Below are 15404 nucleotides of genomic sequence, written 5' to 3'. Positions count from 1 at the left end.
TAACTTCTCATCCCCAATTTCGATATACCCATGCTGCGCTTTTACTCTTTCGATCCAAGCCAGAATAGCTTTAAATTTACTTAAATCAAATCCTCCTTCATCCGCAACGTGGGTATAAGCAAATAAAGCAATGTCGGCAATTGTATAACGTTGTGCAACAAAGAAAGTTTTTCCGGTTAAATGATTTTCCATCACTTCAAGCGCTGCATAACCGCGATCGCGCTTTTCTTTTAATGCTTCTTTATACTCGTCTGCTTTACCTAAAATAGAAATCCAATATCTAGATGTCGCGATAAATGGCTCGTGACTGTACTGTTCAAAAAACAACCACTGCAATACCTGTGCTTTAAAAAAACGGTCGTAAGGTAAAAATTCTGTTCCTTCACTTAGATACATTAATATGGCATTTGACTCTGCTAAGTATTTACCCTCACTTATTTCTAGAACTGGTATTTTACCGTTCTGATTTATGCTTAAAAAGTTAGTAGTTCTACTCTCTCCTTTTAATATGTTTATCTCTATTCTTTCAAACGGCATCCCAATTTGCGTCAATAACAAACGTATTTTATAGCCATTACCTGATGGTAAAAAATCATACAAACGCGGGGTTTCCATACCAAAAATTATAAAAATGAATGATTATTCAATGTAAGATTCAAGTTACAGTATATTTTCCACAAAACAGAATATAAATTATAATTTTTTTATAATATAATTAATTTTGCATAAGTACTTATTTAGTAAATTTTTAGTAAATAAATTTGGTAAATAAAAAGGACGTATCGGATTCTTGATCGCAATACTGACACGACTGTTAAATAAATTACGATGTCTATGAAATATTTTTAACTATAGATTCTGAAAAATACGTATAGTTTTGAATTATATATAGGAATTCAGCTTGATGTTTAATTAAAATTAGGTAAGCAAAAACAATTAAAATAAATTTTTAAAAAAGAATTGTTCTTCAGTACTAAGGTACGCAAAAAAAACAGTAAAGAGGTTGAAAATCCTTGCATACTAATAACTTTTATACTCAGTGACTAAGATTATTTGCGGGGGTGGCTTTTTTCCCCTACTTCCTATTCCCTACTCCCTCTTTTACAACTTTTTAATTAACATAAACTTGTACGCAAGAGCCAAAATAATTCTCTAGACTAATAAGATTTCACTATAATTGCGATTATTGAAAGCTTACCCAATAGAGGAAATATGGCAGCAGGACATAGTTTAATTGTGGATTTTACCACAGTTTTGGGGGCTTCGGCGCTGGGTGGATATATCGCTAATAAGTTCAAACAACCCGTTCTATTAGGATATTTGGCTAGCGGTTTTATTGTCGGTCCTTTTGGCTTAAAATTATTGAGCGATGCGGATTTAATTAAATCTCTGGCTGAATTCGGTGTTGCTTTTCTCTTATTCGCTTTGGGTGTAGAATTTTCTTTAACTGAACTTAAACGAGTTAAAGATATTGCTATTGGCGGTAGTTTACTGCAAATTGGATTAACTACTACCTTAGTAACCTTAATTACCGTTGTATTCGGTTGGGCTTCGGGGTTTCCTCAAGGAATATTTTTAGGTGCGGTATTTTCCCTTTCTTCAACAGCGGTAGTATTAAAAACACTTACAGAAAAAGGCGAAACTTATACGCTCCACGGTCAAATTATGTTGGCGATTTTAATCGTTCAAGATTTAGCTTTGGGTGTCATGTTAGCGATTTTGCCCGCATTAAAGCAGCCGGAAGGTCTTGTTACAGCTTTGTTTTTGGCTTTAGCTAAAGTTATTGGATTTGCTGCGATCGCGTTTATTTTAAGTCGTTGGATTGTACCGGGTTTGATTCGTAATATTGCGGCAACTGAAAGTGATGAATTATTCTTATTAACCATAATTGCGTTATGCTTGGGAGTTGCTTTAATTACAGCCGCTCTCGGTCTTTCTATTGAGATGGGTGCCTTTGTTGCCGGATTAATGATTTCGGAAATCGACTATGCAGACCATGCTTTAGCTAAAATTTTACCGTTACGCGATACCTTTGCCAGTCTGTTTTTCGCTTCGATTGGAATGCTAATTGACCCAATTATTCTAATTGAAAATTTTGGCTTAATATTGGGACTGGTAACATTGGTAATGTTCGGTAAAGCCCTAATTGTATTTCCGATTGTATTAAAATTTGGTTACTCTGTAAAAACAGCAGTAATTACGGCTCTCGGCATTAATCAAATTGGTGAATTTTCTTTTGTACTGGCTTTAACTGGCTTAGAATTAGAACTGATATCTCAAGATACTTATCTGTTACTTTTAGGTACTACGGCGATAACTTTAATTATTACTCCTATCTTATTAGAAAGAGCGCCCAAATTAGCCAATCGACTGATAAAAACCCCATTTTTATTTAAATATCTGCGACGTTTTGAAGCCCCTAAAAGCCTATCAATTCCAGAAACAATCAATTCTCATGTCGTTGTCGCGGGTTATGGTAGAGTTGGGCAAGTTGTTGTCAAAATTTTGCAGAGTCAAGGCTATCCGGTCATCGTTATGGATAATAGCGAACCAGCTATACAAAGACTCAGACACAGAAAAATACCTTATTTATTTGGTGATGCAGATTCCGAATTAGTACTAGAAAAAGCACATTTAGAAAAAGCCAAAGCTCTAGCAATTGCCTTACCCGACCCCGGAAGCACCAGAATATTGTTAGAACGCGCTTTGTCAATAGCTCCTGAGTTGGATATTATAGTGCGATCGCATTCCGATAAAGAAATAGATATCCTAACTCAAATGGGTGCAAAGGAAGTAGTACAACCGGAATTTGAAGCAGCATTAGAATTAGGAACTCACTTACTCAAAACTTTAGGTGAGGAGCAAAATCAAATTTACACCGTTATTAACAATATTCGCACCGATCGATATATCAGTATTAGACCGGATCGGTAATTCTAAGTTATTAATTATCAATATCTCAAATAGCGATAAAATAACACCAAGTCTTCTTTAAACGTAATCCAAAATCTATTGACGCAGAAGCGTCTTACCGTAAGGTAATTTCAAATCTAAAATAAAAGAAAGCACACCATTTGATCAAAACACTTGGTAACTCAAGCTGCTTTCCTTGGACTTAAACGAAGAGAATCAATATCCAATTCTGCTAATAAATAAAAGATGGTAGATGACAAGCAAAGTAACGTACTATAAAACTAACTAGCTACTTTCACCAACTGTCTAGAAGCCAACCACATATTAGCAACAGCATATTTAATGAACAAAGTATCATGCTTGGCATTACAAGAACTTTTGAGTGTTTGGGTCTTGTTATTATCTTTAACAAGTCTAGCTTGATAGCTATAAACCGAACCGTCCGGTTTTTCAAAAGTTAACTCTGCGAGTACATTACTCTTATCTAAACTTTCCTCAATGATTCTACCTGCTGCTTTGTAATCAAACCAATCCCATCCATAACGCAGAATTAATTCTCTTTCGACAATTTGAATCGACTTTGGTAAAATTCCCCAGCCTCGATAAATGTCCCGAAAGCGTTTAATATCACCAGTATGAGTCAATATTGAATGAAATGACTCTTGGTCAAGATTGCCGTAATACCTTCCTTCGGGTAAATCGATCATTGTCGGTGCAAATCTATGTCCTCCAAAATGACTGGATTTCCAAATTCGCACGTTATCCAAACCTAAACTTGAAATAGTATTGTTAGCGTGGAAGTAAAACGGATTTCCGTATCTTGCACAGCATTTATCATGACTACCGTGAGTACAAATTAAAATATCTCTTGTGGTAGTTGCATCTATTTCATATTTGAGATCCTTTCTCCACAACCATTTTTTGATCGTTGCTGCTGCTTGCTCGATATTTTCTAGCTTAAATTCTCGCTTCGAGTAACCTTTACCTTCTCCTTTCTCTTGGTGATAAATCAGCAGCGTTGTCGAGTTAACTTTATGCGATAAATCATTAGCAATTAACTGAAACTTAATCGGTAGTTTAGCTACTTTTGCCTCTTCTACCAATAACCGCAAATTATCCGGAACCCATTTAGAACTAAAAGCATCCGAATTCCAAGGAGCAGGACACTCCACTAAAACATAAGTTTGATTATTGGTTGCGGTACCAACAATATCTTCTGCTACTTTTCGTGAATTATCCGAACAAAAATTTGTATTCATTTAACTTACATAGGTTGTGTATTTTGCAAAAAGGATATTACACCTATAGATAGTTTGAGTTGCTGTCAACTCCCCTCAGAATTGTGCTTACTACCAAGATTTCTCAATCATAATTCCGCTGCAATACTTTAAACTGCAAGGAAAAATACTTGTGCTACAAACAAAATAGATCACTTAAACCTTTTCCTGATAGCCCTTTTATAACACTTCCCTGATGAAAATTCTCTTGGACGAGAAAAAATGCTACTAACGGCTTAAACAATCTTATTAAATACAAAATTTTACTTCTATAGATAGTGATGAATTCACTAGGCTTATGTGTTTTTTCTACTGTTATCATTTGAATCCTAGGGTTTTTACTGAGATTAGGACTTGAATTGTGGGAGTTACACATCTGTTTATTAGTGACTTTATACACATTAATATTTACCAAGGAAAATCATATATACCCTTAATACTTGAACTTACAAGTAAATACCGGGAAACATCATAATGGAATTTCAAAATATATATAAATTGTTGATTAAAACATAGGTAAAAAAATATACCTTAATTATGAAGAAACTGTCATATTTTGATTATCCAAATATTTTTAAAGGTTTTAGGAGGTTTCAGTTGATATATTTTTACTATATCTAAATTTATCGACATATTGCAAAATATTCTCAATAAATTTGAAAAAAAATAGATTTTATAAACAAGTAGCATCAAAGGAAGCCGAGGGCTTTTTGAGCAATCGTCTAAAGTCGAGGGTTTTATATGACTCCTTAACTTATTCTTATTTAATAGAGATGTAATCCCAAATTTTCTCCCGGATTGGGAGCCAAACTTTAGATCCGAATGTAACCGATGTCTGTATAAAATGCAAGTACTTGATAACTTTTATAGCCTTTATTTGAGATAGTTATAGGTACAAAAACCAGAATCTACTAAAATTAAAATTGCCATTGTCAAGCAACCAATAGTCTAAAAAGCTGATTAGATAAGGCTTTAGCTATTTAGAAAACATATATTAGACCGAAATAAATTTACACCTAACAACTATAAACTTTTGTTACTTATCCATAGAAAATTCTGATTCTATAGATAATTATTCTCATATGTATGATGAGATCGCGGTACTTTTAAATTATTGCTGAGAATTGTTAAGAATTAAGAAACGTCCATAATTGCAAATCTGCAAAATCAGAAATTGCTATAAATGCACCAAGTTCTTGCAAAGCTTCCGGGGTTTGGGTGGAAGTCATACCTAAAGTGCGAATACCTGCACTAACAGCGGAATGTATTCCCGATGGTGAGTCTTCTATAGCTATACTTTGTTCTGCACTGACTCCCAATCTTTCCAAAGCGACTAAGTAAGGTGTAGGGTCTGGTTTCGCTGCTGCTTCTTCTCCTGCTAATATGATGATGTCGAAAGCTTGTGTCAATTGCAAAGCTTCTAACATAAAATGTGCGTTAAGTCTCGGAGCATTAGTAACTAAAGCCCGCTTAAGGTTGTGCTTTTCGCTCCATGCTAATAACTGTGCAAATCCGTTGATCGGTTTGAGCAATGATGCTTGTTGACGGAATCTTGCTTCTTTTTCTGCTGCAAACTGTTCGTTTTGTTCTACAGATAGATGCGGCAATAGGTCTTGAATAATATCTGGATTTAACCTACCGCTAATATTAGATTTATATATATTTTCATCGATTTCTACATTATATTCAAGTAGCATATCTCGCCAAACCTGATAATGTATGGGGTCGGTATTCACAATTGTTCCATCTAAATCAAATAAAATTGCTGACAACATAATTTCTGCCCATTAACTGTAAATAAATATCAATTTTTATCAAATAGCTTACATTATATTGTGCTTTTCCGTAATAATTGATGCATTCCAGCCTACAAAAAATTATGATTAATTCTTATAGAATTTGACAACCTATGGTAAATGACGCTTGTATAGGTATTAAAAATCTACCTTTACTCGTTTACTTAATTCAACAAAATTCTTTAGGATCAAATGTCAAACGCTACAAAAGATTTTCGTGTCGATAAGCTGGGAGTTCAGATTTACGATTCGGAAACTGAACTTGCTTTATCCGTCTCTTCCATCGTTCAACAATATTTACAGCAGATACTCAAACAGAAGCAAACTGTTGCAGTATTGTTTGCTACGGGTAATTCTCAACTTAAATTCCTTGATGCTTTAACTGGTTTAAATAATATTGACTGGTCGCGAGTTAGATGTTTTCATTTAGATGAATATTTGGGGATATCTGCCGAGCATTCTTCAAGTTTCCGATATTATTTAAGAGAGCGGATCGAAAAGCGGATTACTCCTCAAAAATTCAATTATATAGAAGGTGATACTTTACAGCCTTTACAAGAGTGCGATCGCTATTCTAAATTATTAACAGCGCAACCGATTGACCTATGTATGTTAGGAATTGGGGAAAATGGACATCTAGCATTTAACGAACCATCTGTGGCAGATTTTAACGACCCCTACATGGTAAAACTGGTGAAGTTAGATTCAGTCAACCATCAGCAACAGGTCAAAGAAGGTCACTTTCCTAACTTAGAAAGCGTACCAAAATATGCTTTTACCCTTACCATACCGATGATTTGTGCAGCAAAAAAAATCATCTGTCTCGCTCCAGGAAAGCGTAAAGCCGAAGTAGTTAAACAGTTATTAGAAGGAGATATTGACGTATCTTTTCCAGCTTCAATTCTCCGCAACCAACCCCAAGCACAACTATCAATAGATGTAGATGCAGCAAGCTTAATTAAGAGTTAGGAGTTAGGAGTTAGGAGTTAGAAGTTAGGAGTTAGAAGTAAAAATATTTACTGATTGATAATTAATAATTGATTAATATCCGCTTAAAATTCCTCTGCGTTTGGCTTCTTTCTCTGCAACTCGAAATAGAAATAATCCGATTGCAAAATATACAGTCCCGTTGATAAAAGCAATTATCAAAGTTGTTAGATTTAAGCTTTCTCCTCGTGCCATTAAATCGCGTAATAAACCAGCACCGGGAGTCATTGGGATTAATTGCGCTAACAATTTTGGTGTACCAGACCAAGTTTCTGTAGGAATAGTTAGTAGAAATAATAGGGGAAATAGAAGCAAAGGCATTAATTGCTGTATTCGTTTCAAAAGCAAAGCTAAGGAACCAATGATAAAAGCAAAACCATAGGCTCCTAATAATACTGTAATAAAAGGTAGAATTAATATTGGTGGAAAAGATAGACGGCTATCTGTAAGTAAAATGATGATAATAAGAATAATCATAATCTTGATTATTTCTAAAGTTAAATAAGCTAAACCTCGCATCAAAAATACTTTAACAGCACCGTAACGGGAAAGAAAAAGTTGTTCTAAAGTACCAGTTAGCGCTTCATTTTGTAACCCTCCGGCAATATTTGCCATGACAAAGTTGACTAAAATCCACAGCACATAACCGATAATAATTGAATCTAGTCTATCTCCTAATTGAAAATTAGAACCTGCAATATAACCAGCCCCTAAGAAAAGTCCATAAAATATGGAACTGGTAAATATAATTTGTGCTATAGACTCAATTGGATAACGACGAAGTTGTATCCAGCTACAGCGCAATTCAGCCAAAAATAATTCTAACATTTATTAATTATTACTTGTTACTCGTTCCCAGACTACTCGTTCCCAGACTCCGGCTGGGAATGAAGTTTCAGAGGCTCTGCCTCTAGTAATATAATGGAGGCACCTCGATATTAGCATTCCAAAGCAGAGCCTTATAACGAGAATCGAGAACAATTCACACACCTTGTTTCACTAACTTCAAAAATATTTGCGTTAAATCTGCTTCTGCTTTTTCAACAACTTTTAATTCTAAAGGTTCTATTATATTAAATACTTGATAAATTAATTCTGGTTGATCGACATAAATAATTTTATTTTCTCTGATTTCTACACCAATTTGTTCTAACTTTGTAATTCTAACTCGATCTAACACAGTTTCCACTTCAATTTTATAAGCTTTACCAGAAAACTGACGAATCAATTCATCAGTTGGTAGTTGAGTTATGATTTCACCTTTGTGAATAATTGCGATGCGATCGGCAAGTTGTTCAGCAATATCAAGCTGGTGAGTTGTTAATAAAATAGCGCAACCGGATGCAGCAATTTCTCTGACTAAAACTTTTACATCTTCCGTTGCTTCAACATCAAGTCCTAAAGTCGGTTCATCTAATAATAATACTTGGGGTTGATGCACTAATGCCACAGCAAAAGCTAATTTCTGCTGCATTCCCCGCGAAAGTTGCTGTACTGCGGTACGACGTTTGTGCTGCAAACCAAATCTTTCTAAAAGTGCGATTCCCGATTTCCGAGCTTGATAATAAGTTAATCCTTTTAATACTCCAAAATATTCTAAATTCTCTTGAGGAGTTAATCTCCAATAAACATTTCGATTTCCTTCCAAAACAGCACCAAGTTTTTCTAATGCACTAGGCTTAATATGAGGATTTATTCCGGATATTTTTGTCCAACCGAAATCAGGTTTAATTAATCCTGCCATCATTTTAATACTTGTAGTTTTCCCCGCACCGTTGGGACCTAAAAAAGCTACTACTTCCCCGGATGCAATATTTAAAGATACGTTTTTTACCGCTTCTACTATTTGCTTATTTAGTCGATAAGTCTTTTTGAGATTATAAGCTTCCAGAGCAATCATATTAATTATTTATTTTTATTTATAGGACTTACGCAATAACCATTATCCGTTATTACCTTACTCTAACGGGTAGCGTGTCCGTGAGGATAAACCACAGATTGCTATCTTCCTCCACTCGTAATCATAAATTGAGGTTATGTAGTCCATGTAATCATTCTTTTGGCTGATATAAATATCAATAAGCTAAACCTAAAGGATGATGAATTTTAAAATTAAATACAAGACACTGTGAGGAGCAAATCGGTTAACAAAACTTGTCAAATTAATTTGTAATTTGTGAACGATCGCAATCTCATACATCCCCATGTATCAGAAGCGGTTTATGGCGATATTGAAGGATTTGAACCAATTGAGTATTTTTAGCGTATTCAGAAAAAATTACTCATTTCTGAATCGTTTTGACTGGACAAGTTTAGATACAAAGCATTATTACAAAAGTTGATCGAGACCGACGCGAATTTTTAATTACATAAGGAGAAAATATGCTAAATACTAGACAATACAAACGTGCAGTTGGTACATTCGCAAGCCGAGGAGAAGCAGAAAAAGCGCTTTACGAACTTAGAGACTCAGGATTCTCGATGGATAGAGTTTCTCTACTCGCAAAAAATGCAGATGGTAACGAGAAAATTGCTGGTGCTGAGGTAAGAAACGAGCGTGGTGAAAATGAAGCTCAAGAAGGTGCTGGAATTGGTGCTACCACTGGTACTGTTTTAGGTGGTTTAGGTGGTTTACTTTTAGGTTTGAATGAATTATTAATTCCCGGTGTTGGTCCTTTTCTCGCAGCAGGAACGATCGCAACTACTTTAGCTGGAGCCGGATTAGGTGCAGCAGCAGGTGGTATCGTCGGTGGATTAACTGGTATGGGTATTCCGGAAGAGGATGCTAGACATTACGAAGGTAGTATTAATAACGGTTACTACTTATTAGTAGTAGATGGTTACGAAGATGAAATAGAACGTGCTGGTTCTGTTTTAAGCAGTCACAAGATTGGTAATTGGAAAGTATTTAATGCAGAAGTTCCTGAAGGTGTAAGTGCGAATCCAACCCCAGTTGCTGAAAATGTAGTTAACCGCGAACCTGTTGCAGGTAGCAATGTAGTTGACAAAAACACCGCAGTTGACCACGATGTAGTAGAAATTATTGACAAGAGAGACAATACTCTACGTTAAGTTTTGAATTAACCTTAATTTACTTATTTGCAACCCGGTTTTTTGGAAAGACCGGGTTTTTATCATCTGAATAATAAAGCTATTTTATCAAAATCGAATTCTAACCTATTTAAAGATAACTAATAAAAACCTATAATTTTTGATAATATTCGTAGTTACACTTTAGGGCTGAATACAGAATTTAACATAAATGCTAGGCTAATGTTAGCAAGGCGAATTATATGACATCGCAGCATTTAGGAGGAGATATCGAAACTAAAAGGGATATCATCATTATTGGTACGTCGGCAGGTGGAGTGGAAGCGCTTTCTTATTTAGTCAGTCATTTGCCGTCGGATTTAGATGCTGCTGTAATGGTAGTCCTACATATACCCAGCCACGCAACCAGCGTTTTACCGAGTATACTTAATCGGGCTGGAAATTTAATAGCTTTGCATCCTCAAAATAACGAAGAAATTGTTACAGGACATATTTATATTGCTCCACCAGACTATCATTTACTAATTAAGTCCGGATATATCAGCTTGGTGCGGGGGCCCAGAGAAAACAATCATCGTCCGGCGATCGATCCTCTATTTCGCACCGCTGCTAGAGCCTACGGACAGCGAGTGATAGGAGTAGTGCTTACGGGGGTACTTGATGACGGAACTGCGGGACTCCAAGCGGTAAAAATACGTGGTGGTGTGGCAATTGTGCAAAATCCCGAAGATGCAACCTATCCGGGAATGCCGCGTAGTGCGATTGAAAATGTCAACAATATTGATTATATTCTGCCATTGTCGGAAATTCCCAAAGTATTAGTTGAGCTAGTTAATACCCCCATCGAAGCTAAAGCAGAAAGTCCCGTTTCCCATCAGATGGAAATCGAAACCGATTTGGTAGATATGGATAAATTAACTTTAAGCAACGATGACAGGTCTGGTAAACCTTCTACCTTTGGCTGTCCCGACTGCGGGGGTACTTTATGGGAATTACAACAACAAAATTTGTTGCGTTTTCGATGTCGCATCGGTCACGCTTATTCCTTGGAAAGCTTGCTAGCAAAGCAGTCAGATGCTTTAGAAGATGCGTTATGGTTTGCGCTACGGGCTTTAGAAGAGAAAGCTTCCTTAACAAAACGCATGGGAAAAAGAATGCGCGATCGCAATCAGCATTTAGCCGCAGAACGCATGGAAGAACAAGCCCAAGACGCTCTTGCTCGTGCTAACGTGATCCGAGAAACTTTACTTAAGGGAAGTGCAAATGTGGAAGAAAAACCAATTTGACTGGGAACCCATTACAGGAGGCTCTGCCTCCGGTAAATTAACTAGAGGCAGAGCCTCATAATATACATTCCCAGCCAGAGACTGGGAACGAGTTAGAGACTGGGAACGAGTTATTAAGACTAATGCAAATGTGGAAGAAAAACCAATTTGACTGGGAACCCATTACAGGAGGCTCTGCCTCCGGTAAATTAACTAGAGGCAGAGCCTCATAATATACATTCCCAGCCAGAGACTGGGAACGAGTTAGAGACTGGGAACGAGTTACGAGGGTGAGTTTTTAAAAATCATATTTTATTATAAATAAATAATTTCCTAATTAATCTAAAGATCGTTTGTCACAGCGGAAGTTAATACATTGACTAATACATCAGAAAACCCCGAATTAGAAACTTTATTGCAATACATTAAAGGCAACCGTGGCTTTGATTTTAGCGGTTACAAGCGTGCTAGTTTAAGTCGTCGTATTTGCAAGCGGATGCAAACAATTAGTGTAGAAAGTGACGCTGAGTATCTCGATTATTTGGAAGTACACCCAGACGAATTTGTTGAATTATTCAATACAATTTTAATTAACGTTACTACTTTCTTCCGGGAACCACAAGCTTGGGAATATATTGCAACGGAAATTATTCCCACTATTGTTAATAATAAGAATCCAAGTAAACCAATTCGGATATGGAGTGCTGGATGTGCTTCTGGAGAAGAAACTTATACGATCGCAATTTTGCTTGCGAAAATTTTAGGTATGGAAGAATATACCCAGCGAGTCAAAGTTTTTGCGACAGATGTTGACATGGAAGCTCTCAACTACGCTCGTCACGCAAGTTATACAACTAAACAAGTGGAGAACGTTCCTCCACCCGTACTGGAAAAATATTTTGAACAAATAAACAATCACTTCAGCGTTCAAAAAGAACTGCGTCGGGGGGTTATTTTTGGTCGTCACGATTTAGTTCAGGATGCACCTATATCTAAAATAGACTTGTTGATATGTCGTAATACTTTAATGTATTTTAATAGCGAAACTCAAAGCAAAATTCTCGATCGCTTTCACTTTGCTTTAAATAGCGGGGGTTTCTTGTTTTTGGGTAAAGCTGAAATGTTGTTTAGTCGTAATCATCTATTTTCATCACTTGATTTACGCAAAAGAGTGTTTAACAAAGTTCCTAATGGTAATTTTCGACAAATGCTTTTAGGAATGGGTTACTCAGTTAATAATCAACAACAAATTCCCGAAGTTGTAGACAGAAACCATATTTATGAAGCAATGTTTGAGACAGATTCAGTTGTCCAAATCATTGTAGACCTTCACAGCACCGTAATTTTGGTCAACGCTCAAGCCCGTAGTATATTTAATATCAATCCCAAAGATATCGGTCGTCCGTTACAAGATTTAGAAATTTCCTATCGTCCTGTAGATTTGCGATCGCGAATCGATCAAGTTCATAGTAATCGACGTGCTATTTATTTAAAAGACATAGAATGGTCAAATTCCGATCGGGAAATCAAATATCTTGACGTACAAATTATGCCTTTACTTCATGAAAATACGGATGAATTGCTGGGGATAAAAATAGTCTTTACTGATGTGACACGATTTAAGGATTTGCAACAAGAATTAGTCCATTCTAATCAGGAATTAGAAACAGCTTACGAAGAACTTCAGTCAACCAACGAAGAATTAGAAACTACTAACGAAGAACTTCAGTCCACTGTTGAAGAATTAGAAACTACCAATGAAGAACTTCAGTCAACCAACGAAGAATTGGAAACAATGAACGAAGAACTGCAATCTACCAACGAAGAATTGCAGACTATGAACGAAGAAATGCGCGACAATAGCGACGAATTAAATCGCGTTAACTGTTTTTTAGAATCTATTTTGACCAGTATCCGTTCTGGTGTGGTTGTTCTCAGTCCGGAACTGCATATTTTAATTTGGAATCGCAAAGCAGAAGACTTGTGGGGATTGCGGTTTGACGAAGTTTTTTCGCAACATTTTATGAGTTTAGATATCGGTTTACCTATTGAAAAACTCAGACAGCTATTAAAAGCAATTCTTAATAAAGAAACTGAATACCACGAATTAACGCTAAATGCAACAAACCGTAGAGGTAAATCAATAGGTTGTCACATAATTTTGACCCCATTAATAAACTCAGGAACAGATATTCAAGGAGTAATTTTATTAATGGAAGAATGCGAGAAAAAAGGGTAAAAATAGTTAGGATTTAGGAGTTAGAAGTTATGAGTTAGAAATTAGGAGTTATTAATTTTATACTTAGTACTCAAATAGAATAAAATTGGTTCTTCAGTACATAGTATGTTAAAAGTATAGATCAAAAGCTTACTAGATAAAGGAAACAAGCTGTATGATTTGAAATTAATAGTAAATACTAAATTTTATTCCCTATTCCCTTTTTTGATGATTTTTATAGCATACTAAGTACGGATGAGCCATAAAATTACACAGGTAAGCATTAAGACAGATACATAATTAAAAAAAAGATATATCATATTTGGGCTTTGCTGTTTAATATTTATTTAATTTGAATTTTAATAAAACAAAGGTATATTATGAAATTTGATCGATTCATTAGAAAAGTAGAAGGAGTTCGTCAGCAAACAGATTCACTATATAAATCAGTTCATGAAGCACCTCAACAGCAAGAATTACTCATTCAAGCTGTCGAGCAATTGAGTGTTAGTTTAGAAGAACTTCACGTAGCAGAAGAAGAATTGCTCCAACAAAACGAGCAATTAGTAGAATATCAGCAAGAAATAGAAAAAGAACGTCAGCGCTATCAAGAATTATTTGATTTTGCTCCCGATGGTTATCTTGTGACAGATATTAATGGCAAAATCCTCGAAGCTAACCAAGCTGCATCACAACTATTTGCTATAGATAAAACTAGAATTCTTGGTAAACTGTTGATAGTCTTCGTTCCTCAACAAGCACGTCGAAAATTTCGCGAAAAGCTAGCTCGTTTATGCCAACAAACCCAACTAAGAGATTGGGAAATTGGGTTGCAAAATTCTCAGGGGATTTTGTTTGATTGTGAAATTAGCGCCACTACTACAAACGACAATAAGGCTAACTGCATTGGTATACGCTGGTTATTACGCAATGTTAGCGATCGCAAACAAGCAGAAGAAAAAACACGTTTTGTAGAACTGCAAAATTTGCATCTACGAGAAGCCGCAGAATTCAAATCGAAAATAATCGCGGTTTTATCCCATGAATTGCGTACACCTCTAAATGCCATTTTAGGCTTTTCCGACGTACTCTTGCGGTTAAACAAAAATCAGTTTACTCCGCAGTCAGTAAATATGGTAGAAACGATTATCAGAAATGGCAAACAGCTATTAACGCTAATTAATAATATGCTAGACTTTGCCAAATTAGAAGAAGGAAAATTTAGTCTTAATCTACAGTATTTTAATATTACAGAGTTATTTAAGTTAATTACAGACGACTTACGTTTTTTTGCGAACCAGAAAAACATCGCTTTAAATATTGATATAAATATTCAAAATGTAAAAGTGCTTAATGACCCTATTCGGATTCAACAACTATTAACTAACTTAATTTGCAACGCAATTAAATTTACAGAAACTGGTAGTGTATTAGTTGAACTACAAGAATTAAACGACGATAAAATTATCATTATAGTAAAAGATACAGGTATTGGTATTTCAGAAATTGATTTAAATTATATTTTCCAAGCATTTAGGCAAGTAAATCAAACTAAAACCCGTCGCTACCAAGGAACGGGATTAGGATTAGCAATAGTCAAAGATTTATTAAATTTAATGCAAGGAACTATTACCGTAGAAAGTTCACTTGGTGAAGGATCAACCTTTTGTATAGAGTTACCTAGAACAGTTATCAGTGAATAGTCAAGAGTTATCAATTATTACAAAAAGCCGTCCGCACCCTAGTGGTCTAAATTATTCATTTTTGATAGGTTTGGGTAGTGCGGTAGCGCAGCGTGTCCGTAAGGACATGCGTCTCGCTCGCTGGTTGCTCTTAGCTCGCTGGTTGCTCTTAGCTCGCTGGTTGCTCTTAGCTCGCTGGTTGCTCTTAGCTCGCT

General features: G+C 35.7%; 12 protein-coding genes. 7 read left to right on the top strand and 5 right to left on the bottom strand.

Annotated features, from left to right (window positions below):
* On the bottom strand, positions 1–615 hold a 615-nt coding region (locus tag VB797_RS17565; protein WP_323239010.1), incomplete at its 3' end, for a glutathione S-transferase family protein.
* A gap of 597 nt (positions 616–1212) precedes the next feature.
* On the opposite strand from VB797_RS17565, the gene VB797_RS17560 reads away from it, so the two are divergent.
* Positions 1213–2934, top strand: a complete 1722-nt coding sequence (locus VB797_RS17560) for a cation:proton antiporter (protein WP_323239009.1) — start codon at positions 1213–1215, stop codon at positions 2932–2934.
* A 260-nt stretch (positions 2935–3194) separates the two neighbouring features.
* On the opposite strand, the gene VB797_RS17555 is transcribed toward VB797_RS17560, so the two are convergent.
* Both VB797_RS17555 and VB797_RS17550 read right to left on the bottom strand, forming a co-directional pair.
* Positions 3195–4172, bottom strand: a complete 978-nt coding sequence (locus VB797_RS17555; RefSeq protein ID WP_323239008.1) for a sucrase ferredoxin — start codon at positions 4170–4172, stop codon at positions 3195–3197.
* Between the two features lie 1145 nt (positions 4173–5317).
* Positions 5318–5965, bottom strand: a complete 648-nt coding sequence (locus VB797_RS17550) for an HAD-IA family hydrolase (protein ID WP_323239007.1) — start codon at positions 5963–5965, stop codon at positions 5318–5320.
* Positions 5966–6178: 213 nt separating this feature from the next.
* On the opposite strand from VB797_RS17550, the gene VB797_RS17545 reads away from it, so the two are divergent.
* Complete coding sequence (locus VB797_RS17545; RefSeq protein WP_323239006.1) at positions 6179–6955, top strand: glucosamine-6-phosphate deaminase; 777 nt, start codon at positions 6179–6181, stop codon at positions 6953–6955.
* 72 nt (positions 6956–7027) lie between these two features.
* Here the strand turns inward: VB797_RS17545 and VB797_RS17540 are convergent, their stop codons facing one another.
* Entirely contained in the window at positions 7028–7801 is a 774-nt protein-coding gene (locus tag VB797_RS17540) for an ABC transporter permease (protein WP_323239005.1), read from the bottom strand.
* A gap of 154 nt (positions 7802–7955) precedes the next feature.
* The gene (locus tag VB797_RS17535; RefSeq protein ID WP_323239004.1) at positions 7956–8873 is read right to left on the bottom strand and encodes an ABC transporter ATP-binding protein; all 918 of its coding nucleotides are present in this window, start codon (positions 8871–8873) and stop codon (positions 7956–7958) included.
* Between the two features lie 482 nt (positions 8874–9355).
* On the opposite strand from VB797_RS17535, the gene VB797_RS17530 reads away from it, so the two are divergent.
* The 5 genes from VB797_RS17530 to VB797_RS17510 form a co-directional block, all read left to right on the top strand.
* Positions 9356–10045 carry a signal transduction histidine kinase LytS gene (locus tag VB797_RS17530; protein WP_323239003.1) on the top strand — a complete coding sequence of 230 codons (690 nt, stop codon included), beginning with the start codon at positions 9356–9358 and terminating at the stop codon, positions 10043–10045.
* Between the two features lie 221 nt (positions 10046–10266).
* Entirely contained in the window at positions 10267–11310 is a 1044-nt protein-coding gene (locus VB797_RS17525) for a chemotaxis protein CheB (RefSeq protein ID WP_323239002.1), read from the top strand.
* 355 nt (positions 11311–11665) lie between these two features.
* Positions 11666–13528 carry a CheR family methyltransferase gene (locus tag VB797_RS17520; RefSeq protein ID WP_323239001.1) on the top strand — a complete coding sequence of 621 codons (1863 nt, stop codon included), beginning with the start codon at positions 11666–11668 and terminating at the stop codon, positions 13526–13528.
* Between the two features lie 359 nt (positions 13529–13887).
* On the top strand, positions 13888–15210 hold the full coding sequence (locus VB797_RS17515; RefSeq protein WP_323239000.1) for an ATP-binding protein: 1323 nt from the start codon (positions 13888–13890) through the stop codon (positions 15208–15210).
* Positions 15203–15404, top strand: a 202-nt coding sequence (locus VB797_RS17510; RefSeq protein WP_323238999.1) for a hypothetical protein, incomplete at its 3' end; no start/stop codon positions are given. The genes VB797_RS17515 and VB797_RS17510, both read left to right, overlap by 8 nt.

Source organism: Rivularia sp. UHCC 0363 (genome assembly GCF_034931125.1).
Taxonomy (GTDB): domain Bacteria; phylum Cyanobacteriota; class Cyanobacteriia; order Cyanobacteriales; family Nostocaceae; genus Rivularia.
This window is presented reverse-complemented; position numbering and strand designations above follow the sequence as displayed.